This is a genomic window from Vibrio sp. R10-SG3-ISO10 (assembly GCF_059834185.1).
Genome location: NZ_JCBDHG010000022.1, coordinates 225,801 through 248,548, shown reverse-complemented (window position 1 = coordinate 248,548; position 22,748 = coordinate 225,801). Strand labels below are relative to the sequence as shown.

Here is a 22,748-nt window from a genome sequence, read left to right as displayed (position 1 = left end):
TAATAGTGGTTTCATAGAGTAAGAGGTAGTCATGGAAAACTTGCAGTTGTTACTGGTTGAAGATGATTTGGATTTAGCTAAGGCGATTGTTGACTACCTTGCTTTGGAAGACATTCAGTGTGACCACGCTGCAAATGGATTGTCTGGACTAAACTTGATTCAACACGGACACTACGACACGGTGATTTTAGACTTGAACTTGCCCAAAATGAACGGTCTCGAAGTGTGTGCAAAGCTTAGAGGGCAAGGGATTGATGTACCTGTTCTGATGTTGACGGCTAAGGATACCCTTGATGACAAGCTAACCGGCTTTTCGAAAGGAGCGGATGACTACTTGGTGAAACCTTTTGCGATGGAAGAGTTAATTATTCGTGCGCAGGTTTTGTCCCGTCGGCGCAGTGGACAGGTCACTAAGTTCTCTGTTTGCGATCTTGAAGTCGATATACAAACTCAAACTGCGACTCGAGCGAATACACCGTTAAAACTTTCTCCAATCGGGTTCAAGTTACTTGAAACTTTAGTTAGAGCGAGCCCCAATACAGTTTCTCGAGAAAAATTGATGCAAAGTGTTTGGGGGGATGAACAGCCAGACAGCAACAGTCTAAAGGTTCATATGTTTAATCTGCGTAAAGTCGTGGATAACAGCTTTGAAACTAAGTTGATCCATACGATCACAGGACGTGGCTTTGCGTTGAAACGAGAGGCTACCTGATGAAGATAAGACGTAGTCTGAGGCTTTATTTTTTATTCGCCATGTTACTGACAGGATCGTTGACGATTATAGCGATGTCTGGTGTCGCGGTAAGTTACTTCTTTTCCGGCTTGGATCTGGCGATGACAGGGTTCATGCGAACACAAGCTTATCAAGTACAATTGACGGATAACACGCCTGTCAAAATCAATGACCTTACAGTGGCGAGACGATGGCAAGACCTACCACAGCCAATTCAAGACAACCTAGACCCGAATGAGTTGGTACTGAATGAAGTTCTTAAGAAAGTTGTTGGAATCCCTCTGATTGACCCGCCTAAAGCCGGCTATTTTGCGATGAAAATGGAGTACAAAGGTGACGTCCGATACGCCTCTGTACTGTTCCTTGACAATGAATATACTCCAGGTGAACTGCCCCAGTTTATCTACATTATTTTTGTAGCGATCGCTGCAATCTTTGTGTTTTCTTTAATATTGATCGCTTTTATTCGCAGTGTCTCGACTCCCGTTGAGCAACTAAAAGACTGGGCGAAATCTCTGGATAAAGAAAAGCTTAGCCAGCCTATTCCAGGGTTCGATTACAATGAACTCAATACACTGGCTGAAATCATAAGATCCAGCCTTAGTTGCGTGCAGGAAAGTTTGGAGCGTGAGCAGCAATTTTTGGGCTATGCTAGCCATGAATTGAGGACGCCCATTGCAGTCACCCGTACCAATACCGAGTTGTTGAAGAAGATGATCATCAAGCAATTGGCGCAGGACAAGCAACTCGAGGTCTTGGAGAGAATTGAGCGTGCAGGGTACACGATGACAGATTTGACAGAAACTCTCCTTTGGCTAAACCGTCAGGAAGACAAGACGCTGCCATTCAGCGACTTGTCTATTGGCGAGCTTGTTACTCAAATTGGCAGTGAGCTCCAGTATTTGCTTCAGGGAAAAGAGGTCAAAGTAGACCTTAATGTGGATGAGACGAAGCATTCGTTGCCACAAGGATTATGTAGAATCGTCATCACTAACCTTGTTCGTAATGCGTTTCAGCACACCTATCAAGGTGAAGTGCTTATTGAACAATCCGGTGGCAGGTTAGTTATCACTAATCGCAATCTTTCCGGTGGTGACAGAGAAGAGGAGTTAGGCTTCGGGTTAGGGCTAGAGTTAACCGAAAGATTGATCCACAAGTATGGTTGGCATTACGAGAATAAGACGGTTAAATCTGGGCGTTGTGTTGTACTTTGTTTCGATCAAGTCCACATGCCTTCAATAAAGCAGTTCGAGCCGGATTGTGAAGCGTAATACTCTAGCTCGTATCAGGCTATGTAGGTTGTTCATTATAGTTAAGGTATTCAATGCACAAATCATGAAAGGCTTTGGCTTGTGGCGAAATGGTTCGGTCGCTGAGGGTAAAGATACCGATTTGTCTTTCCAGTGGCGGGTCGATTAACGGAATCCACACCAAGCGGGTTTCATTGGTCGGAAAAGCGAGCTTAGGCAGAGTCGTGACACCTATCCCAAGTTCCAACACAGAAAATAGTGAGGTGATGTTTTCTACCGAATACAGGGCTTGTTGGCTCAAAGCTCGCGCTGGGGTTGGATCGAGTAGGGTACAGGTTCCGTTGCGAATGAAAGGCTGCTCCAGTAGGGTTTGCCATGCGATGCCTTCTGGCTGCTTGGCGATTGGGTTGTCGTGTAAACAGACCACACCAATTGGGTCAGACAGCAGTGGGGTAAAGTTAATCCCGCCTTCATCAAGGTGGGAAGGATTACCTAGCGCCAGATCTACTTCACCAGATAACAGGCGCTCTTCTACCCCAGCTGCGTTGTCGTCAATTAGGCTCACTTCCACATTCGGGTACTGCTCGCAAAACGCACCCAGTACACTTGGAATCAGTTTCGCCGCCACAGAGGGGACACTGGCGATTCTGACTCGACCTTGCTGACCCGCTGCCGCTGCACGTAAGTCATTGTCGAGCGCTGTATATATATTGAGAAACTGAATAATCTTAGGCAGACATATTTCACCAAATGGCGTTAATTTGGCTTTGTTTCCCGTTTCAAAAAGATTTTGTCCGAGTATCTTTTCTAGCTCTTTTATTGACGTAGATAATGCTGCCTGAGAGCGATTAGCGCGGTGTGATGCGGCTCGGAAACCACCTTCTTCTACCACCATCACAAAATGCATTAATTGTTGAAGCTTGATACTCATCTGACCACCTTTCAAATCCCTTTAATTCTCTGATGTTGTTAAAAGTGATAAATAAAACTTATCAAATGTAAAAAATTTACCGTTAGATTTATCAGGTGTCAATGTGCATGATTTAACCATCTTGAAACAAAGTTGTTACATAGGTTGAAAGGCACGTGAATACTCAAACGAAAAAACACCCAGTAAAAACCGCTCTGTTTGCTTCTAAGGCTCCCCTTGAATGGGCGATTGTTAACAACGGAACTTTATACACGGCGCAGATCCCGATCGATGACACCGGTGCGGTGGTCGAGGGCGGCATTGAGGCACAAACTCGACAGACATTTAACAATCTCGTTCATACCCTAGAGTGCGCAGGTGAGTCGCTTGACTCGGTGCTGCAGGTACTTATTTACGTGACCGATCGCGAATACCTAAAAACTGTTAATCAAATTTACGCAGAGTATTTTGAAGCGCCTTATCCAAATCGTGCAGCCATGGTGGTTGCAGGCTTAGCTCGCGAAGAAATGCTGGTGGAGTTTGTGGTTTACGCGTCGGCAAGTCAGCCAGAGTAACCCTCCAATAATTGAAACTGATTGATCTCGTCAGTCAAACAAGAACAAGGAAAGAGCAATGACTTTTATTAACAATGTTCAAGCAGAAAAGGCCCTTTATATTGGCGGCGAATGGCAGGCAGGTGTCGACACCGTAGCAAACATTAACCCGTCGGACATCAGTGAAAATCTGGGCAATTTTGCTCAAGCTAGTCAGGCTCAGGTAGAGCAAGCGATTCAAGTTGCTAAGCAAGCGCAACCAGAGTGGGAAAAGACGCCAATGGAGCGCAAGCAAGCGGTGCTACAAGCGATTGGCGATGAGTTGATTGAGCGCTGCGATGAGTTAGGCAGGCTGCTTTCACGCGAAGAGGGTAAACCCTTTGCGGAAGGACGCGGAGAAATCTACCGAGCAGGTCAGTTCTTTCAATATTTTGCGGCGGAAGTGCTGCGCCAAATTGGTGATAACGCTGCCTCCGTCCGTCCAGGCGTCTCCGTTGAAGTCACTCGCGAAGCGGTTGGCGTTATCGCCATTATCTCTCCGTGGAACTTTCCGACCGCAACGGCAGCGTGGAAGATTGCTCCGGCACTCGCGTTTGGTAACAGCGTGGTTTGGAAACCTGCCAATCTAACACCAGCAAGTGCTGTGGCGCTGACGGAAATCATTCATCGTCAAGGTCTGCCAGCGGGCACGTTCAACCTAGTACTCGGCAGTGGCTCACAGGTGGGCAATACCTTGATCAACTCGAAAGAGGTCAATGGAGTGAGCTTTACCGGTTCTGTCGATACGGGCCGTAAGGTTGCGGCCGCAACGGCACCAAACTTTGTACGCTGCCAGCTTGAAATGGGCAGTAAAAATGCCTTGGTGGTTGCCGATGATGCAGACATTCAAATCGCAGTAGAAGCGACCATTGCCGGCTCTTTCTCTGGTGCCGGACAGAAATGTACCGCGTCATCACGTCTAGTGGTGATGGATGGGATTCATGATGCCTACGTTGAAGCGCTGATCAAACGTATGAGTGAGCTGAAAGTGGGTCATGCACTGGATGAAGGTATCTTCATGGGGCCAGTTGTTGACGGTAATCAGCTTGAAGCAAACTTCGAGTGGATTGAAAACGCTCGTCAAAGTGGTGCTGAGCTGGCCTTTGGTGGCGAGCGCCTTAACTTAGCGCACGACGGCTACTACATGTCGCCAACCTTATTCCTCAACACCCAAAACAGTTGGGAAGTGAACCAAGAGGAAGTGTTTGCGCCGATGGCGAGTGTGATTCGAGTGGCTGACCTAGATGAAGCCATAGCCGTTACCAACGATACCCGTTTTGGCTTGACGGGCGGCATTATCACGCAAAGCCTGCGCACTAGTGCCATCTTCAAGCAGCAAGCGCAGACCGGTTGTGTAATGGTGAACCTACCGACCGCAGGCACCGACTACCACGTACCGTTTGGTGGCCGCAAAGAGTCTAGCTTTGGCCCGCGCGAACAAGGTCAATACGCGAAAGAATTCTACACCGTGGTGAAAACCGCTTACCAACGCCCTTACTAGGCTCTGACCGTGGGAGGCAGAACATTACCTGCTTCCCAATTAAAGGCGATTCAACGTTTAAGGAGTGGTTATGTACCAACAACGGATTGTGATAGATGGATTGCAATACTGCAATTGGGATCGTGAGTATTTCCAAACCCTTAAGGCGAGTGGCATCACTGCTGTTCATGCCACTATCGTCTATCACGAAAATGCACGTGAGACCCTAACTCGCTTTGCCGAATGGAACCTTCGCTTCGAGCAAAACGCAGACCTCATCATGCCAATTTATTCCATGGCAGATGTGGCAAAGGCGAAACAGCAGGGCAAAGTCGGCGTCTTCTTCGGTGCTCAGAATTGTTCGCCTATTGATGACGAAATTGGTCTGATTGAAGTGATGCGTCGCCAAGGTTTGTTAATCATGCAATTGACTTACAACAACCAGAGCTTATTGGCGACAGGTTGCTATGAGCAGAATGACTCAGGTGTTACTCGCTTTGGCAAACAAGCGATCGAAGAGATGAATCGCGTTGGCATGATCATCGACATGTCTCACAGTGCAGAGCGCTCAACGCTAGAAGCAATCGACCTCTCTTCAAGACCAATCTGCATTAGCCACGCTAACCCGACGTTCGCTCATGATGCTCTGCGAAACAAATCCAACACCGTGCTCAAAGCACTAACACAACGTGGCGGCTTACTTGGTTTTAGTTTGTACCCCTTCCATTTGCCAAATGGCAGCCAGTGCACGTTGGACGATTTTTGCCAAATGGTGGCGAAAACGGCTGACCTATTTGGCGCCGAACACTTGGGCATTGGTAGTGACTTGTGTCTTAACCAACCACAACAAGTTCTGGAGTGGATGCGCAATGGCCGCTGGTCGAAAGCGATGGATTATGGCGAAGGCTCGGCCAGTAACTCGGGTTGGCCAGATGCGCTGCCGTGGTTTAGTGGCAGTAAGGGGATGGAGAACATCTACAACGGATTAATGCGCCATGGATTCAGTGAATCTGAGGCGGGACAAATACTGGGTGATAACTGGTTTAATTTCCTCAAACAAGGACTCGAGCCTATTTCAGAGCAGTAACCCAAACAAGGAACAGCCTGCCAACACAACAATAATAAGGCAGGTGTTAATTTAACTTTTGCTGCCAGTCGTCGGCTGCCGCAAAACAGTCTGGAGTCAGAGTATGTCTGATTTAACCAATAGCATGAAAGCAAACCCTATGAACGTGTCATCGGGTAAGCCACAAGCAAAACACAACACTACGCCTGCCACCGAAAACTCTCCAGATAAGCTGGGTTTGAGTAACCCAGCCTTTTGGTACAGTGGCGGTTTTATCGCACTTTTTGTTGCACTCGCGCTCTATGATGGTGAGCTGCTATCAAGCTTAGTCAATGCTGGCTTTGCATGGTCAGTGCAGGTCTTTGGACCTTACTGGCAAATACTGCTTCTTCTCACCTTTCTTATTGGTCTTGGTCTCGCTGCAGGGCGAACAGGCAAGGTGATTCTTGGTGGTTCGGCCAAACCGGAGATGGATGGTTTTCGCTGGATGGCGATCATCTTCTGTACCCTGCTTGCTGGTGGTGGCGTATTCTGGGCAGCGGCGGAGCCTATCGCTCATTACGTGAGCCCCCCGCCACTATATGGTGCGCAGGATAATCCGCAGCAAGGTGCGGTCAATGCACTATCGCAATCCTTCATGCATTGGGGTTTCCTTGCGTGGGCAATTGTTGGCAGCTTAACGTCAATCGTTGTCATGCACCTGCATTACGACAAAGGCCTACCTCTAAAGCCTCGCATTTTGCTTTACCCTGTGATTGGTGAGCGTGCCCTTAAAGGCCATACCGGTGCACTGATTGATGCGTGTTGTATTATCGCTGTGGCGGCCGGCACCATTGGGCCAATTGGTTTCCTCGGTCTACAGGTTAGCTACGCGTTAAATGCGCTGTTTGATATTCCTGATGGCTTTACCACGCAACTTATTATCATTCTGTTTGCGATTGCTCTGTATACCCTATCTGCTTTGAGTGGTCTTAATCGAGGCATGCAAATGCTCAGCCGCTACAACGTGATTCTGGCGATTGCCTTAATGATCTACATCCTACTGTTTGGGCCAACAGACTTTATCTTCAATGGTTACATTCAAGGTGTCGGTAGCATGCTGGATAACTTCATCCCAATGGCGACCTACCGCGGAGATGAAGGTTGGTTGAGTTGGTGGACGGTGTTCTTCTGGGGCTGGTTCCTAGGTTATGGTCCAATGATGGCGATCTTCATTGCTCGAATCTCACGTGGACGCAGCATTCGTCAGATCATTTCGACAATTAGCATCATTGCGCCACTCACAACCTGTTTCTGGTTCACCATTGTTGGTGGTTCAGGTCTGGCGTTTGAAATTGCAGAACCGGGCAGTGTGAGTAAAGCGTTTGAAGGCTTCAACTTACCGGGTGCACTGCTTGCCGTTACGCAGCAACTGCCTCTACCAATGCTTGTCTCGATTTTGTTCCTCATCTTGACCACGATTTTCATTGTCACGACAGGTGACTCGATGACTTACACCATCAGTGTCGTGATCAGTGGTGAAACGGAGCCTAACGCTATCGTTCGTACTTTCTGGGGCGTTGCGATGGGGGTCACTGCGCTGATTCTCATCTCACTGGGCTCCGGAGGCATTTCAGCTCTGCAATCTTTCATTGTTATTACCGCAGTACCTGTCTCTCTAATACTGCTGCCTTCGCTATGGAATGCACCTCAGATCGCAATGAAGATGGCCAAGGAGCAAGGGCTTTAATTTATTAATCCAATACCGATGAGTTTGCGTAGGCTGTACCCTACGCCCGCGCAAACTCCTATTATTCTTACAATAAAAAATAGGTGGTGAGCAAAATGGATGCACATCGTTCTAATTACACTGAAACCCAGCTGCGCAATGCAGCCCTTGTCATGGCTCCGGAAAGGCTAGGCGCTATGCACCAAAATCGAATCAGCTTTGTGAGAAGTTTGATTCGTAAAATGGCGACACAAAACTGGCGTGTAACCAAGCATGAGTGGCAATTATGTCCGCAGGGCTATGGTCATGTTATTTACCAACTGGCGACTCCGACCCAAACATATCACTTAGTCGTCTTTTGCGATGAGATTGCCGACGAAGAGCGTAATGATCGTGTCATTGCGGAAAAGTGGGATGTCACATTCGCTTTGGTTCATGGCGATGTTGATGTTGAACTGTTAGAGCAGTTGCGTGCCAATGTGCCCCTGCAAGAAGCAGGTCGAAATCCTAACAAGGTGCTTGTATTGGCGCGTGCAAACAAGAGCGTGCGAGTTTTTGAGCATATAGTCGGCGCTTTAGCCAAAGGTCAGCAGCCACAGCCCGACGAGTTGGCAGAGGTTGGTTACATACTGCGTACTACGGCGGTGTATGGCAATGGTAAATTTGGCATTGCCGATTTTAAGCTGCTTGAAACGAATCCTGATTTTAATCAGTCCTTTAGCGCGCAAATGTGTGCCGTGTACATGCTGCGTGAGTTTAGCCTAGATTGGGTGCATTATCTTGCAGAGCAGAAAGGTGGCGATAAGGCTATCTTGCTACACAAAGGCTTGCAGCGCTATTTAGGAGTGGGCAACGCAACGGGCTTAGGCATGGCGCCTTATCTAATCAATCATCCGTGTATCGTTGATCAGTGGATGACGTCAAGAGAGCGCGCGATTGGGCAAGTATTGGCGTTGCCGTGTGACAGCCAGAAGCATGAGCAATTGCGAGATTTATTGGCTAAGGCCAAGTGCCATTTAGAACAAGTCATCACCATTAACGAACAACAAGACAGCTTAAATCAATTGGCGATCACCGATATTGCTCAGCTTATAGAGCACCTGCCGCAAGTTATTGCGGCGCATTCGCACTGGTGTGATGTTGTTAAGCAGGCTGAAAGCATGAGTTTGGAAGCCCAAGAAATCCTTACCTCTTGTCTGCTTGAGATCTATCCGAGTGTGGTTGATCAGTTTGAAAACCAAATGAACACCAGCGAAGCACTATCGATTCCAAGTGGTAAAACCGTCCAACAGCTGCGCCAGTTACTCAGCGACAAATACAAGTGGGCTGTCGAAGCAGACTACTCGCTAGCAGAAAACAAATACTGGTTCTGGTATCGCTCTCAAGATAAAGAAGAACCAAGACTCGGTGTCCGCGGTGAAGAAGCGGGTGAAGATCGTGAACTGCCACTTGATATTGGTCGTCAGGCCAATCAGTTGTTCCATGCGCTTGATGACTACTCTGCTGAGACGAGCGTGGCGGAGTTTCTCCTCCAGTGCCCTCAATATCGTGCTATCACCCGACGGGTCTGGACTTTAGGTAATCGCGTTATGGGTGACATCCAGATGAACGTATTACGTCAAGATGCGCTACCAATGCACCTGCTACGCTGCAAGCTGGCAATATTCGGCGCAACCAAATTTGACCCGCGCTCTGATCGCTGGGTACGAGTGACCTTCTTCCAAGGAGCGCCATTGTTAGATGAAATCCGTGACCCAGAATATAGTGACACATGGATTTTTCCGACCACGCCAAGTAGCCAAGAGATTACCTGCACAGAGCCACAAAAGATCAATGGAGGATTGGCATCATGATCGTTTCACACAATGAATTGGTTGCCGCAGTGAATAAGGCATTTTTAGGTATGCGTCGTCATTGTGGTGAAGCGGATGTCATCGCCAATATGGTGGCGGATTTGCAGATGGTGGGGCTTAGCGGCGTGAGGCATTTTAACAATGCCAGTCAGTTTCTCAGCCTAGATTCAGATTGTGCGGTATCGATCTCCAACCAAAGCGATTCTAGCTTTGAGGTTGATTTCCACAATAGCAGTATCGCATGTCAGTTGCCTGCGGTACTCGATTTTGCCTTAGAGAAAATGGTGGATAACAAAACCATCTCAATCACGCTAAAGCAGTGCCATAATCGCTGGTTAGCCTACAGTGAGCTGGTTCGTTTGGCCGCAAAAGGCATCGCCTGCCGTGCACAATGGGTCAATGGTAGCAGCCCTCAACGCGCCTTGTATGTGCTTAATCGTGGTTGCATCGCACCGGAGGTGTATTTTTCCGACAGCCTAGTAAATGGTGACGATGACGTACACTCAATGCTGATTGAGCTATCGGTTAACGACTTTGATGTTAACCAAAGTGCGAAAGGTTACTCTATCCATGTTGATAGTGCAGAGTTAAGCCGCGCCCAACAAACATCATGGCAAGAGGGTATCTTGGTTGAAGATGCTGAGTGGGAGACATTAAAACAAGCGGCCACGGTGTTCTTGGTTGAAAACAGTGCCCGTTCAGTTCAAGGAGCAGGCGAGTTAGCCTAGCGTCAGATCGAAATAGACAAAGGGCTGTCATCGCCAGCCCTTACGGTTAATCATTAAATCCTAGTGCTAGTCCGAATAGAAGTAGCCCTGCGCCACACAATTGATTAAGTCGATGCTTTGCTTTACTCAGTAAGGTTTGCAGCTTATTAGAGGAGAAGAGTAGTGCGACTAATACAAACCACAGGCCGTGTAGAAGCATCATATAGCCACCATAGATAAGGGCATTGTTGTTGCTTGATGCGTCGTTGGTCATTACCTGACTGAAAATACTCAAGAAAAACAGCATGGTTTTAGGATTAAGCACATTACAAAGAAAGCCTTCACCTAAATAGCGCCAAGCGGATTTGGCTGCGCTCGGCTCGATTGCATTAGACGGCGCTGAGGAGCGTGCCAAAAGGCCCTTTAATCCTAAGTAAATTAAGTATCCTGCACCTAGGTATCGCACCAGATTAAATAACCATTCATTTTGTGAGATTAGGTAACTAATGCCGAGCATCGAGTAAGCAATATGAACACCGATGGCAAGACTGATTCCCAGTGCACTCATCACACCCGATTTACGGCCATGATTAAGGCTGTTTCTAAGCACCAGAACAAAATCAGCTCCCGGGCTAATCACGATTAAGATGCCCAATAGCGCTAAACTTACTAACTCCATATTTATTCCCAGTTTGATTGGATTGTGGCTAGCATTGTAGGTAAATCTGGTTGTGCCTATAATCGAAATGAATTCTAGTTTTGTGTGAGAAAAATTCACTAATGAGGCATCTTAAATCCTTTCATGTTTTTCATGTTGCAGCGCAGTGCTCAAATTACAGCGAGGCTGCAGAGCAACTGAACATTACGCACGGTGCAGTCAGCAAGCAGATTAAAGTGCTGGAAAACTATCTCGACCAGACCTTGTTTGTGAAGCAAGGAAGAAATGTCCGTTTGAGTCAGCAAGGTGAGCTGCTGAAAACCTACACAGAGCAGGCTTTTCAAGCGCTTGAAACGGGTGTGGCTAAGTTAGGAACACACAATCAAAACGTACTAGAAGTCTCTTGTGAACCGACACTAACCATGCGTTGGTTAATGCCTAGGTTGTCTACGTTTAACGACGACTTCGCTACGGATGTGCGCTTATCAACCGCAGGTGGAGCAATCAATCTGGATCGATCTGGATTATCCATGGCGATACGACGAGATGACTTTGCTATTCCCCATGACTATCAGCAAACTCCTTTAATTGAAGAGTGGGTTGGACCTGTGATGTCACCTGAGTACTGGCAACAAGTAGAACGGGATTTGAGTGCCATGAAACTGCTGCACAGTCAGACACGTCCGTTGGCTTGGGAAAATTGGTGTAATGAGCTCAACAAACCGGAGCTGCTAGCCAATGAGCAACAGACTTTTGCTCATTTTTATTTCTCACTTCAAGCCAGTGTTGATGGGCTAGGGGCAACGATAGGCTCTTACCCTTTGGTTGTTGATGACCTGCAACGTGGTAATCTCATCGCCCCGTTTGGTTTTATCCCGTCGGGGCATAGCTATATCTTACTCAGCAAAAATCAGCCAGCCACAAAATTGGAAGAGCAGTTTCGACTATGGCTACTGGAATCCTTTAAACAATGTAAACCTTGGGTCGTTGAACCGCTTATAAAGTCCGATATTGACTGAACAAACTACCTAATTAGTTGATCGCAGTACTAGCCCTGCGCGTCAGCTTAAAGCCGATATCTGTTACGGCTTCTACTCGGTCGCCTTTGATCTGGTGGAGCAGTTTTTCTGCGGCTTTGGTTCCCATTCGCTCGTAGTCGACTTCTGCACTGGTTAGGCTCGGGTAGGCATGCTCTGCCATTGACGATCCCTCTAAACAGATGATCGCAATATCGGTTGGAACCTTGAGTACTCTACGGTGGCATTCAAATAATGCGCCGATGGCAATCTCTTCATGACTACATACCAACGCATTGAGAGTGGAATCGCGCAGCAGTAGCTTAGCCAAACCTTCGGCTCCGAGTTGTGAAGAAGGGGCTTCGTGCGTGGTTAGAAAGTGATCTGGTGTTAGATAGTTCTCTATCATCGCGCTTTGCCAACCATGGAGTTTGCGCTGGAGAGTTGAATGCTCACCACGTGCACCAATAAAGCCAACATTGTTAAAACCTTGCTCGATAATATGCTTGGTACAGGATTTCCCGATGTCGAAATGATCCACACCAATATTCAGATATTGGGCGGTAGAGGTAAGTTCGGCGATCTCAAGTACTGGCGTATTTGCTGCCTCCAACAACTGATGGGTGCGTTTGCTGTGTTCGCCACCAAACAGTACCACGCCCGCAGGGCGACTTTCGAGAAAGGTTGAAAGCAGTTTTTCTTCTTGATCTACCGAGTAGTCGCTGTAGCCGAGAATCAGTTGGTAACCCGCTTTGTTTAGGGTTTGCTGGAAGCTAGGTAGGAACAAGGCACAAGATTTATCGATCAATGAAGGCAGGATCAAAGCAATGGAATAGCTTTCAGCTGAGGCCAATGCACCCGCCGCTTTATTGGGAATATAACCTAGCTCATCAACGACTTGCTGAATCTTTTCTCGCAGTTTATCAGACACCAAATCTGGCGTTCTTAATGCTCGCGAAACGGTCATTGAACCCACACCGGCCTTTTTGGCTACATCGGCAAGTGTGACTTTTCCAGTGCTTCTGCGTTTTCGCGGTTCGCTCATTTTTTATTTTCGTTTTTTTATCTATTAATTCGCCGCGACATCTTATCACAGCCCTTGGGTTGAAATGATATTAGCGCATTAGATGGTGATCACAAGCATATGAAACCGCATTAAGATTAATAAATGGTAGCGCTATCACAATTTATGATAGCGCTACCAGATAGCGCTATCATTTGTGATCATCATCCGGTTTTTCCAAAAGGATCATCGTTAGAGTAGCGCCATCAAAACAACAAATCGGAAAGATCCAATGCTAAGTGAACTGATTACCTCTGATGTGATTCGAGTCCATGCTGAAGCCAGTGACTGGAAAGACGCTGTTCAAAAATCGTGTCAGGCATTGCTTGATAATGGCGCTGTTGAGCCAAGCTACGTAGAGGCGATTTTCCGCTCGCATCAAGAGCTAGGTCCTTACTATGTCGTTGGCCCTGGTATGGCGATGCCGCATGCAAGACCAGAAGATGGCGTTAATCGTTTATCACTTGCGATCACTGTGATTCAAAACGGCGTTAACTTTGACTCTGAAGGTAATGACCCTGTGAAGATGTTGGTGACGCTAGCGGCAACGGATAGCGATAGCCATGTCGGTGCCATTTCAAAACTGGCTGAGCTGTTTATGAATGAAGAGCATGTAGAGCAAATCTGCAACGCTCAATCTGTCGATGACGTTTTAGCCGTCATCAAGAATTACTAAAACATAACTCCTGACTATCACCCCTATAGATATCAAGAATAAAAAGGTACTGAATTATGAAAATTATGGTTGTTTGTGGACACGGTCTTGGCACGAGCCTAATGATGGAAATGAGCATCAAGGGCATCGTCAAAGAGCTTGAGATTAATGCAGCGGTTGATCACATTGATTTAGGCAGTGCAAAAGGCACAGATTGTGACATCTTTATTGGTACGAACGATATTACTGACCAACTGAAAGCACTCGATGTTGAACCGAAGATCGTCAGCCTAGATAACATGGTTGATAAAGTAGCAATGAAAGAGCGTTTATCTGCGGCTTTACAAGAACTTGGCGCACTATAGGGGGCCATTATGGAATTCTTTAGTTTCTTAATGAACGATGTCCTATCAGAACCTGCTGTTTTGGTCGGTCTTATCGCTCTTATCGGCCTAATTGCTCAGAAAAAGCCGGTGACTGAATGCATTAAAGGCACAGTAAAAACCATTCTCGGTTTTATCATCTTGGGCGCCGGTGCTGGCTTAGTTGTTACCTCTCTAGGTGACTTTGCGACTATCTTCCAACAAGCGTTTGGCATTACGGGTGTAGTACCAAACAACGAAGCGATTGTGTCAATTGCTCAAGAAGCATTTGGTAAAGAGATGGCGATGATCATGTTCTTTGCGATGCTGGTGAACATTTTGATCGCTCGTCTAACACCATGGAAATTTATCTTCCTGACAGGTCATCACACGTTATTTATGTCGATGATGGTGGCGGCGATCCTCTCTTCAAGTGGAATGAGTGGTGTACCTCTTATTGCACTAGGTTCTTTGGTTGTTGGCTCAGTGATGGTGTTTTTCCCAGCCATCGCGCACCGTTACATGAAGCAAGTGACAGGTTCTGATGATGTGGCTATTGGTCACTTCTCGACACTCTCCTACGTGCTAGCGGGCTTCATTGGCAGCAAGTTTGGTAATAAAGAGCACTCCACAGAAGAGATGAACGTACCAAAGAGCTTGTTGTTCTTACGTGATACGCCAGTCGCTATCTCTTTCACTATGGGCATTATCTTTATGGTGACCTGTATCTTCGCTGGCGGTGACTTTGTTCGCGAAGTAAGTGGTGGCAAGCACTGGTTTATGTTTGCCCTGATGCAGTCGATTACCTTTGCTGGTGGTGTTTACGTTATCCTGCAAGGTGTTCGTATGGTTATCGCTGAAATCGTTCCTGCATTTAAGGGTATTTCAGACAAGCTTGTGCCAAACGCTAAACCGGCTCTAGATTGTCCTGTGGTATTCCCATACGCGCCAAATGCAGTACTAGTTGGTTTCTTATCCAGTTTTGCTGCGGGTTTGCTAGGTATGTTCCTACTTTACGTGATGGGCTTAACTGTGATTATCCCAGGTGTGGTACCGCACTTCTTCGTTGGTGCTGCAGCGGGTGTATTTGGTAACGCAACAGGTGGCCGTCGTGGTGCAATCTTAGGTGCTTTTGCTCAAGGTTTACTGATTACCTTCCTACCAGTATTCCTAATGCCAGTGTTGGGCGACCTAGGTTTTGCTAACACAACTTTCAGTGACGCAGACTTCGGTGCTGTCGGTATCCTGCTTGGTTTGATTGTTCGCTAATATCAATCACTAGATACGTAAAAGCCTCCAACTGGAGGCTTTTTTTGTTATTGGTGACGGATTACTGTTTCTCAGTCAGTCGCACAATTGTCGGCAATGTGTCATGAAATGCGCCCTGTGCTCCCATAAAACCAAAGGTATAGGGGGTCACCTTGAGTCCATCTCTTGCCGCGATATCTTGGCTTTCTCTGAGCAGAGTGAACATCCAGTCTTCGAGCTTATGGTTTATCTCCAAAAATTCTTGGTGAGTCAGCTCTGCTTTCAGGCTAACCAGAAAAGCCTGATCATCTTCTACGGGAATATTGATGACGCGTTTTTGCAAGCCACTTAAAACTCTGGTGGTGAAAAATTCAGGGTATCTGGCGCCTTGTTCAAATGCGGTATGACCGGGAACCAAGAGCTTACACTGATTATTGATACCCAGAGAGATTAGTTCCGCCTTTTCGAGCATGCGTAGATACAAATGCACGGATGCTTGATCCAATTGATACCTCCACGCAATGTCGTCTACGGTTTTGTGTTCGGCAAGTTCGCTCCAAAAAGTAAACAGGGGAGGGCATTGGTAAAAAGCCGTGTCTTGCTCTGTGGTGAATAGAGGAAGCGTATTAAGGTTTTGCTCGGCTAATTTGAGCAGCTGAGACAATGGAAGTTCGATAATTTGACTAATATGAATCAGTCGTTGCATCGACATGGGTTGAGCATTATTAAGTAATCGTTTAACGCTCACGATTGAGAGATCGAGTTGCTCGGCAAGATCTTGATAAGAAACTCCCAGCTTCTTTAATTCTCGTTTAATTAGTCGGCAGATTTCTACTGCCAGATTTTGATCCATTCTATTTCCGAACGCATGTGACGATACATTGAGTATCATATTAATGACCTAAAATAGATATGTTTGTATTTTAGAATCACTATGGGATTCTTCTCTCATTCTAATTAGTGAGTGAGAGACACAATGACCCAATCAGCCCTCATATATCGATTTGCAACTCAGCAAGCTTTGCATTGGTCGATTACGGGATTGCTCGTTCCGGTTCTGATTCTGCTTTTCCAAACCCGCGGCTTAAATCTCACCGAAATTGGTATCGTGATGGCGCTGTGGATTGGCACTACTGCACTGCTTGAGGTACCACTAGGTAGCTTTGCTGATCAGTTTGGTCGAGTGAGAACTTACCGATTGTCTCTGTTAATGACCATATTAGGTGCAGCACTAATGTTGCAGGCGTCAAACTTGATTCTTGTTATGGTGAGTGCTGTATTACTTGGCGCAGCTCGTGCCATCTATTCGAGTACGTTAGACGCTTGGTTTTATGAACAATTTCAGTCAATTGAAGGAGAGGCTAGCTATCACTCAGCACTTGCTAAGATCAACATTATGGTTACTTTTGGCTTAGCACTTGGTTCTCTGATTGGAGGCTGGTTACCTGACTCTGGCCTAGTACATTTTTCTTGGACGCAATCTATCTATGATATCAACTTACTGGTGATCATCACCGCAAGTATCGCTTTACTCATTGTGACTCAATGGTTAGTACCAATCGAACTGTCTAAGGTAGAAAGCAAGCCTGAACCTAGGCCAAGCAATCTGTTAACCAAAGGGCGTCAAGCATTGAGATTATCTTGGCATCACAGTGTTCTAAAACCCGTGATGCAAACAACACTCGTGTTAGGCATGGTATTAAGCTGTGTGGAGAATTTGTGGCAGCCTTACCTTTCAGAGCTGTTGAGTGAGCGAGACACTGGAACTCAGGTATTTGGCCTTATCTCAGCACTTTATTTTCTTATGGCTGCTCTCTCTTCTTGGCTTTCTGTCAAAGTGCTGAGTTGGTTTTCCGGGTCACACAGAATGTTGCTTTTGGTAAGTCGGGTAGCTTCTGGAGGGGCGCTGTGTGGTCTAGCGTTGACCACTGAGCTAGAGAGCTTTGCCATCGTCTATCTGCTATTTTTCTTTTTGTTTACCCTTGGTGAGAACTCGCAAAGCGTTTTGCTGCAAGACAACACGCCGAGTCATATGCGTTCGACTATGTTGTCGATAAGTTCGCTAATGGTGACGGTCGGTGGGATGGGGGCATCGTTAGGTTTCGGCTACTTAGCCGATCATTTTGGAATAGGGGTAAGCTGGAGTATCGCAGCGATACTATTGATGGCTTCATCTATGCTGTTTGCTTTGATCCCGGTGGAGAAGGCAAAGCGGAGCCATTCACTAGTTTAGTGTTAAGCCTTCATGAGGAAGGCTTAACACCGAGATTGATTAGAAGTACAGCGAAGCCGTTAAACAGATAGTTAACGCGATTGTCGCGTACCAAAAATATTGCGAGCGATTGTCTGCAACATGAACTCTGATGTAGTTAATCTCTTCGTTGGCTAGAGTGACAAACTCGTTGTAGTTGATGACTAACTCACTGCTTGATGCCTTGAGGTCTTGCTCTAGTTTGCTAAAAGCTGCATCGACAAACTTCTTTGCTTCTTCTATCGGTGCCGTAGGTGTGATTAGGTTGTTCCAAATCGCCATTCGTGACTGATATTCATCTTCACTCACGCAGTTCAAAACTCGTAGATCATATTCACGTTTGTGACGCTCTTTCCCCATCTTCGCAGGGTCTATAGTTTTTAGTCGTTCCACGATAACTTCTCCAAAAAGGTTATGCAGTAAATTGTGTTGGGCAGCTGTTATCTGCGGATGCGGGCATAGTAGGTAGGAGCGAAATTGATATCAAACGAGTGATTTTATCTAGACGACAAAAATTTTTGCGGATTGAGAGATAGAATCCTGCTTTCCATTATTTCGCGAGCAAAGTCGACTATAACTATAAGATAACTATTAACTTATTCACTGAAAGCGAACTCTGAATAGGAGCGAGACATGCCACAAACCGTTGCGATACAAGATCAGATCCCAAATAACCACTGTTATGGATGCGGGTCAGAGAACCCGCTGGGTTTACAGATCAAGAGTTACTGGCAATCAGATAGCGAGGCAAGATGCGACTTTGTTCCTCAAAAACACCATTGCGCCGGACCAACTCATTTTCTCAATGGCGGCATTATTTCAACCATCATTGATTGTCATTGCGTCTGTATGGCTATCGCTAAGGGGTATCAACTGAATGGACAAGAAGTCGGGCAAGGGGAGCCTGTTTGGTTTGCGACAGGCAACTTAAACATCTCGTTCCTTAAACCTGTCGTAATGGATTCTATGGTGACTTTGAAAGCGAAAATTGTTGAAGCATTCGAAAAGAAGATAGTGCTTGAATGCGAACTTCTCTCTCAAGGTAGCGTTTGTTGCCGAGCAGAGGTGATTGCGGTCAAGGTGCCGAATGAGTGGTTTTCTGGTTGAGAAAGTTAAAGTAAATAGGGTGTGTTGCCACCGATATACTATGAAATCGGTGGCCCTTAATCATTTACAGGTATTGATTAAACCATTCCAACTGTTTTGTTACTACCGATTCAAAGTGTTTACCTGAATATACTTGGTAGTGAGTGGCACCCTCTTCAACATGGAGTGCTTTGGGCTCATTTGCCATATCGAATAAGACTTGTGATTCAGACAATGGGTTCACGCCATCTTGCTCTGCAGCAATAATCATCACAGGCTTATTTAGGTTTGCAAGCGCTTCGACTGGTTTGTGGCAGATAGTCTCCCATACCGTTAGGAATGGAATCTTGATTGTCAGAGCCGGAAAGTCGTCTTTGAACTGATTGAAGAAGTCCACAGACTGCTCATCACTGAGTACTTTCGCAATCGGAACCATCATTTCCTTGCCCGTTTTAGCCTTTTTATCTCGCATGCGCTCAAGCGTAGAAAGAAACTTGTCCTTTTCTTCAGCAGACATTTCACCAGTAATGACCGTTTCACCATCGGCAAAAGTCAATTGCGCAATGACACATTTGATATCATCACTTTGACTCGCTGCGATAATGGCATTGGCCCCTCCAAAAGAGCTCCCCCATAGCGCGATACGATTTGAATCAATGTTGGATTCCTTTTTCGCCCACTCAATCGCTGCGTGGATATCTTCAATTTGTAGTTTTGGCACAAGGCGACCCGTTTCCCCCTCACTTTCACCAAAGCCGCGATAGTCAAACGTTAGTGCAGCATAGCCATGATCTGCAAAACGTTCAGCGAAAGCCGGAAGTAATAGCTCCTTTACACCACAAAAACCATGGCAAAGAATGATCAAAGGTGCGGGTTCTGTTGCAGCTGTTGGAAGATATAAGTGGCCAGAAATTCGGGAGTTTTGCGAAGTGAAATCAACTTGTTGATACATTTATTATTTCTCTAGTGGAGTTGTAGTGGCATTTATACCTTATGTGGTTCAGTTTAGTGGTTAGACCTATAGGATATGTGAGGTGTTTTCCTCGACTTCTTTCATCCATTTCATAAGTCGTTACACAACTCGACGTTTTAACGCTTTACATCTTAAGCTAAGCGTTGAACACTTCTCCCCGAAACTAAAGTGAAGTGACAGAGTAGAGTCAGTAACAATTATGAGTAACACCACGACGAAAAAGTCGAATCCCCTATTCGAAATCCTGTTTAACGTATTTATACCTTCATTCATTCTGATGAAGTTCAGCGGCGAAGAGCATCTAGGCACTGTAATGGCATTGGTTGTCGCACTCGCTTTTCCTATTGTGTATGGCGGTATGGATCTTATCCGCAATAAGAAGTTTAACTTCATCGCTGCTTTGGGCTTTGTGAGTGTTTTACTGACAGGAGGTATTGGCCTGTTAGAGCTTGATACGCGTTGGTTAGCACTGAAAGAAGCACTAATCCCTGGTCTTATTGGCTTGGCTGTTTTGGGGTCGACATTTACCCGTTACCCATTTATGCAGAAGATGATCCTTAACGACACGGTGCTAAATCTAGCTTTGATCACTGAACGTTTAAAAGAGAATGGCAAGACGGACGCATTCGAGCGCTGCTTAATGTCGTCAAATTATCTATTCGCGAGTACTTTTGCGTTCTCTTCTGCGATGAACTATTTTCTCGCAACTTGGATTGTGACTAGCCCAGCAGGCACACCAGAGTTTAATGAAGAGCTCGGTAAGCTCACGTTATATAGCTACCCAATTATCGCGATTCCTAGCATGTTGATGATGTTTGGTATCTTTTATTATGTTTGGCGTCAAATCCGCTCAATGACATCACTTGAGACCGAGCAGATCTTTCATATTAAATAACAAATCTAAAAACACTAATAAGGGGCGATCATCGCCCCTTTACTTTTACCGCTGTCGCCAAGGAGATTCTAACGCTGAGTAATCGGGTTTTTCTGATAGCCTTTCAATACTGACTAGTTCAAGGAGTTGGCTAAATGGTGAGGTATTTAAGAACTCGTCAATATGCGTGACGGCAGTGTCGTCATACAAAGCGCGATGACGAAATTGGATATATTCCAAACCAATATGTAGATACAGCGTTGCTAAGTTTGGATCTAGATAGAATTCTAAACCTGACTCTTCCATTTCTTTGTTTAGGTTCGTTAGAGCCAAAACAATGCCTTCTTGTCCACGTCTGATTAGCTCATTGTCCTGATCGGTAAAGCGAGGCAGTACTGCGGTTCTAAAGGCGATTTCCATCAGAGTTTTCGCTGTTCCGAGGAGCTTAACTTGTTCGACATCGTTGATCTGCACGTTTTTCAATTTAGTTGGCTGATTGGACTCAATCAAATACTGACTAATGCATAAACTCTCTGTCAGGGACCGCCCGTTATCTAGCTCGAGCGCGGGAATTAAACAAAGCGGATTCACACGTTTTAAACTGCTTGGTGAGCTCCAAGGATCTACCCAAACAAATGAAAGAGAAGGGATGCTCGACAACAAAGCTGTCGCCACAACCACACGTGAAAATGGCGATGTATCATTTAGGAAGAGTTGCATGGAGAGTCCTTATTTCATTGAATTATTAGCTGATTGTATTTGTTCCGCGTAGTGTGTCGATGTAGATAAAATGCATATAAGTGAAACTACTAACGCACTGGCACTGAGAGCAAATAGGGTGTTGTAAGACGCAAAGTGGGTGAGAAAGTAGGCCATCAGAAAACCGCCTACGCCTTGTGAAATAGCAAAAGATAACGTCATTCCGCTCCAAGCTTTGGTATGTAGCTCATAACCAACGCATTCGAGCGTGTAGGTGGACACAAGGGTGACTATCCCAGGGGTAAAAATGCCGACCAATAGGGAAGAGATAAACAATAAAATTGGATGGGTGCTGAATAAAGGAATCGCAACGCCCACCGCTTTAAAACTGAAAGCGATACATAGAGAACGCTTAAGCCCAAATTTATCTCCTAAGCTACCCGTAATGAGTGGCCCCATCGCTGCACCAACACCAAAGGTAGCCCAAAAGAACCCACCACTAGTGAATGACATGCCGAGTTCTCTAACAAGGTAATCGACCCAAAATAAAGTGTGTGGCAGATAACCAATCGCACATAAGCTGTAGGCGAGTGATATGAGGATGACATTTTTAATCTGTGGCTGTGAAAGATGAGAAAATGACGCTTGAACGTAAGCTGCATGGGTGGGGGTAATGCGAGTGTCCCATGCGTTCCAAGTCAAAATAGTGGTGACTAGCGCCACTGCGCCCATCCCTATCCAAGCGGAAATCAAATCATATGAGATAAGTGCTGGCAGCAGTGTACCTGAAAGCATTGCTCCGATACCGATACCAGAAAAGACAATGCCGCTGACTCTGGCTTTGACGTCGGAACTGAATTGGCGAACAATCACTGGCGGAGCAGCAATCATGAGTAATGCGCCAGTGACACCAGCCAAGGTACGCCAAATATAAAACCAAGTCAGAGGGGCGTCTTGCCACGAGCAAGCAAGGTAGCTGAAGCTGCTGATTAACATTGCGCTACGAATGAGCTGGCCAGAACTGAAATAACGAAGTAAAAGATTGGCCGCAGGCGCTCCGGCAATATATCCGACAAGCGTCGCTACGCCTAAGTAAGAAGCATCACTTTCGCTAAACCAACCGCTTTGAATCAATGCGGGCATCAGCGCAATATAAGCAAAACGACCTATCCCATTGCCAATGAGTGTCGCGCCCAAGCCAGCCATACTCGCTCGATTAACGATCTGTTTATTCCATAGCTGTATTGATGTGGTCATATCCGTCATTGCAAGGTGTTTTGCCACTATACTCCACGCATCGTGGTGAGCGTTTGCAAAAACCTGTTGTTCTCTACCTTGAGTCGTATGTTTTTTTGATACTCGCATTGGGTGCAAGTTGTTGCAATGGGGCTTTAGTCGCAGTTTCTAATGCTAGTTAACCGAGTGGTGAAGGCTTTTAAGGATTGGGTGTTTGAATTCGCATAGCTAACAAGCGTGTACTCAAAGGTAGGTTCAATAAGCTTATGTTTCAATTGTGAGGGTATGCCTGCCCGATGTTCTTGAGTGGCTTGATTATCTAATTTT

Annotated in this window: 23 protein-coding genes; 15 read left to right on the top strand and 8 right to left on the bottom strand. The window is 46.1% G+C overall.

Annotated features, from left to right (window positions below; translation table 11 throughout):
• Window positions 1-31: 31 nt before the first annotated feature.
• Together AC6R16_RS14560 and AC6R16_RS14555 are read left to right on the top strand one after the other, a co-directional pair.
• Complete coding sequence (locus AC6R16_RS14560) at window positions 32-712, top strand: response regulator transcription factor (RefSeq protein ID WP_500639783.1); 681 nt, start codon at window positions 32-34, stop codon at window positions 710-712.
• Window positions 712-2,004, top strand: a complete 1,293-nt coding sequence (locus AC6R16_RS14555) for a sensor histidine kinase (protein WP_500674838.1) — start codon at window positions 712-714, stop codon at window positions 2,002-2,004. Before AC6R16_RS14560 ends, AC6R16_RS14555 begins: the two co-directional genes overlap by 1 nt.
• Window positions 2,005-2,023: 19 nt before the next feature.
• Here the strand turns inward: AC6R16_RS14555 and AC6R16_RS14550 are convergent, their stop codons facing one another.
• On the bottom strand, window positions 2,024-2,914 hold the full coding sequence (locus AC6R16_RS14550) for a LysR family transcriptional regulator (protein ID WP_500639781.1): 891 nt from the start codon (window positions 2,912-2,914) through the stop codon (window positions 2,024-2,026).
• A gap of 155 nt (window positions 2,915-3,069) precedes the next feature.
• Between AC6R16_RS14550 and AC6R16_RS14545 the strand changes: the two genes are divergently transcribed.
• From AC6R16_RS14545 to AC6R16_RS14520, 6 genes are all read left to right on the top strand, one after another.
• Window positions 3,070-3,468, top strand: a complete 399-nt coding sequence (locus tag AC6R16_RS14545) for a RidA family protein (RefSeq protein ID WP_500639780.1) — start codon at window positions 3,070-3,072, stop codon at window positions 3,466-3,468.
• Between the two features lie 58 nt (window positions 3,469-3,526).
• On the top strand, window positions 3,527-4,987 hold the full coding sequence (locus AC6R16_RS14540) for an aldehyde dehydrogenase family protein (RefSeq protein ID WP_500674837.1): 1,461 nt from the start codon (window positions 3,527-3,529) through the stop codon (window positions 4,985-4,987).
• Between the two features lie 70 nt (window positions 4,988-5,057).
• A complete protein-coding gene (locus AC6R16_RS14535; protein WP_500674836.1) occupies window positions 5,058-6,053 on the top strand; it encodes a membrane dipeptidase in 996 nt (331 codons plus the stop codon).
• Between the two features lie 103 nt (window positions 6,054-6,156).
• Window positions 6,157-7,761, top strand: a complete 1,605-nt coding sequence (locus tag AC6R16_RS14530) for a BCCT family transporter (RefSeq protein ID WP_425667400.1) — start codon at window positions 6,157-6,159, stop codon at window positions 7,759-7,761.
• A 95-nt stretch (window positions 7,762-7,856) separates the two neighbouring features.
• Window positions 7,857-9,593, top strand: coding sequence for a hypothetical protein (locus AC6R16_RS14525; RefSeq protein WP_500674835.1), 1,737 nt, complete (start codon window positions 7,857-7,859; stop codon window positions 9,591-9,593).
• Complete coding sequence (locus AC6R16_RS14520) at window positions 9,590-10,321, top strand: DUF3726 domain-containing protein (RefSeq protein ID WP_500674834.1); 732 nt, start codon at window positions 9,590-9,592, stop codon at window positions 10,319-10,321. The genes AC6R16_RS14525 and AC6R16_RS14520 overlap by 4 nt, the downstream gene beginning before the upstream one ends.
• Before the next feature lie 46 nt (window positions 10,322-10,367).
• On the opposite strand, the gene AC6R16_RS14515 is transcribed toward AC6R16_RS14520, so the two are convergent.
• The gene (locus AC6R16_RS14515; protein ID WP_500674833.1) at window positions 10,368-10,979 is read right to left on the bottom strand and encodes a LysE family translocator; all 612 of its coding nucleotides are present in this window, start codon (window positions 10,977-10,979) and stop codon (window positions 10,368-10,370) included.
• A 101-nt stretch (window positions 10,980-11,080) separates the two neighbouring features.
• Between AC6R16_RS14515 and AC6R16_RS14510 the strand changes: the two genes are divergently transcribed.
• Window positions 11,081-11,977: a LysR family transcriptional regulator gene (locus AC6R16_RS14510; protein ID WP_500674832.1), complete on the top strand. Its 897-nt coding sequence runs from the start codon at window positions 11,081-11,083 to the stop codon at window positions 11,975-11,977.
• A gap of 13 nt (window positions 11,978-11,990) precedes the next feature.
• Here the strand turns inward: AC6R16_RS14510 and AC6R16_RS14505 are convergent, their stop codons facing one another.
• Window positions 11,991-13,019 carry a substrate-binding domain-containing protein gene (locus tag AC6R16_RS14505; RefSeq protein ID WP_494503985.1) on the bottom strand — a complete coding sequence of 343 codons (1,029 nt, stop codon included), beginning with the start codon at window positions 13,017-13,019 and terminating at the stop codon, window positions 11,991-11,993.
• 250 nt (window positions 13,020-13,269) lie between these two features.
• On the opposite strand from AC6R16_RS14505, the gene AC6R16_RS14500 reads away from it, so the two are divergent.
• The 3 genes from AC6R16_RS14500 to ulaA are packed head-to-tail and all read left to right on the top strand — an operon-like array spanning window position 13,270 to window position 15,323.
• On the top strand, window positions 13,270-13,713 hold the full coding sequence (locus tag AC6R16_RS14500) for a PTS sugar transporter subunit IIA (protein ID WP_004744111.1): 444 nt from the start codon (window positions 13,270-13,272) through the stop codon (window positions 13,711-13,713).
• 56 nt (window positions 13,714-13,769) lie between these two features.
• Window positions 13,770-14,057: a PTS sugar transporter subunit IIB gene (locus tag AC6R16_RS14495; protein WP_004744110.1), complete on the top strand. Its 288-nt coding sequence runs from the start codon at window positions 13,770-13,772 to the stop codon at window positions 14,055-14,057.
• 9 nt (window positions 14,058-14,066) lie between these two features.
• Window positions 14,067-15,323: a PTS ascorbate transporter subunit IIC gene (gene ulaA, locus AC6R16_RS14490; protein ID WP_004744109.1), complete on the top strand. Its 1,257-nt coding sequence runs from the start codon at window positions 14,067-14,069 to the stop codon at window positions 15,321-15,323.
• A 61-nt stretch (window positions 15,324-15,384) separates the two neighbouring features.
• Here ulaA and AC6R16_RS14485 read toward each other — a convergent pair whose 3' ends face one another.
• Complete coding sequence (locus AC6R16_RS14485; RefSeq protein WP_500674831.1) at window positions 15,385-16,155, bottom strand: helix-turn-helix domain-containing protein; 771 nt, start codon at window positions 16,153-16,155, stop codon at window positions 15,385-15,387.
• Window positions 16,156-16,278: 123 nt separating this feature from the next.
• Here AC6R16_RS14485 and AC6R16_RS14480 point away from each other — a divergent pair, with 123 nt between their 5' ends.
• On the top strand, window positions 16,279-17,535 hold the full coding sequence (locus tag AC6R16_RS14480) for an MFS transporter (RefSeq protein WP_500674830.1): 1,257 nt from the start codon (window positions 16,279-16,281) through the stop codon (window positions 17,533-17,535).
• 39 nt (window positions 17,536-17,574) lie between these two features.
• Here the strand turns inward: AC6R16_RS14480 and AC6R16_RS14475 are convergent, their stop codons facing one another.
• The gene (locus tag AC6R16_RS14475; RefSeq protein ID WP_367940015.1) at window positions 17,575-17,913 is read right to left on the bottom strand and encodes a thiamine-phosphate diphosphorylase; all 339 of its coding nucleotides are present in this window, start codon (window positions 17,911-17,913) and stop codon (window positions 17,575-17,577) included.
• A gap of 273 nt (window positions 17,914-18,186) precedes the next feature.
• Here AC6R16_RS14475 and AC6R16_RS14470 point away from each other — a divergent pair, with 273 nt between their 5' ends.
• Window positions 18,187-18,660, top strand: coding sequence for a PaaI family thioesterase (locus tag AC6R16_RS14470; RefSeq protein ID WP_500639771.1), 474 nt, complete (start codon window positions 18,187-18,189; stop codon window positions 18,658-18,660).
• 64 nt (window positions 18,661-18,724) lie between these two features.
• Here the strand turns inward: AC6R16_RS14470 and uilS are convergent, their stop codons facing one another.
• Window positions 18,725-19,591 carry a UilS family quorum-quenching N-acyl-homoserine lactonase gene (uilS, locus tag AC6R16_RS14465; protein ID WP_500674829.1) on the bottom strand — a complete coding sequence of 289 codons (867 nt, stop codon included), beginning with the start codon at window positions 19,589-19,591 and terminating at the stop codon, window positions 18,725-18,727.
• A 220-nt stretch (window positions 19,592-19,811) separates the two neighbouring features.
• Between uilS and AC6R16_RS14460 the strand changes: the two genes are divergently transcribed.
• On the top strand, window positions 19,812-20,507 hold the full coding sequence (locus AC6R16_RS14460) for a VC0807 family protein (RefSeq protein WP_500639769.1): 696 nt from the start codon (window positions 19,812-19,814) through the stop codon (window positions 20,505-20,507).
• Window positions 20,508-20,552: 45 nt separating this feature from the next.
• Here the strand turns inward: AC6R16_RS14460 and AC6R16_RS14455 are convergent, their stop codons facing one another.
• Together AC6R16_RS14455 and AC6R16_RS14450 are read right to left on the bottom strand one after the other, a co-directional pair.
• A complete protein-coding gene (locus AC6R16_RS14455; RefSeq protein WP_500674828.1) occupies window positions 20,553-21,206 on the bottom strand; it encodes a glutathione S-transferase family protein in 654 nt (217 codons plus the stop codon).
• A 9-nt stretch (window positions 21,207-21,215) separates the two neighbouring features.
• Entirely contained in the window at window positions 21,216-22,442 is a 1,227-nt protein-coding gene (locus AC6R16_RS14450; protein ID WP_500675342.1) for a YbfB/YjiJ family MFS transporter, read from the bottom strand.
• Window positions 22,443-22,748: the final 306 nt, after the last annotated feature.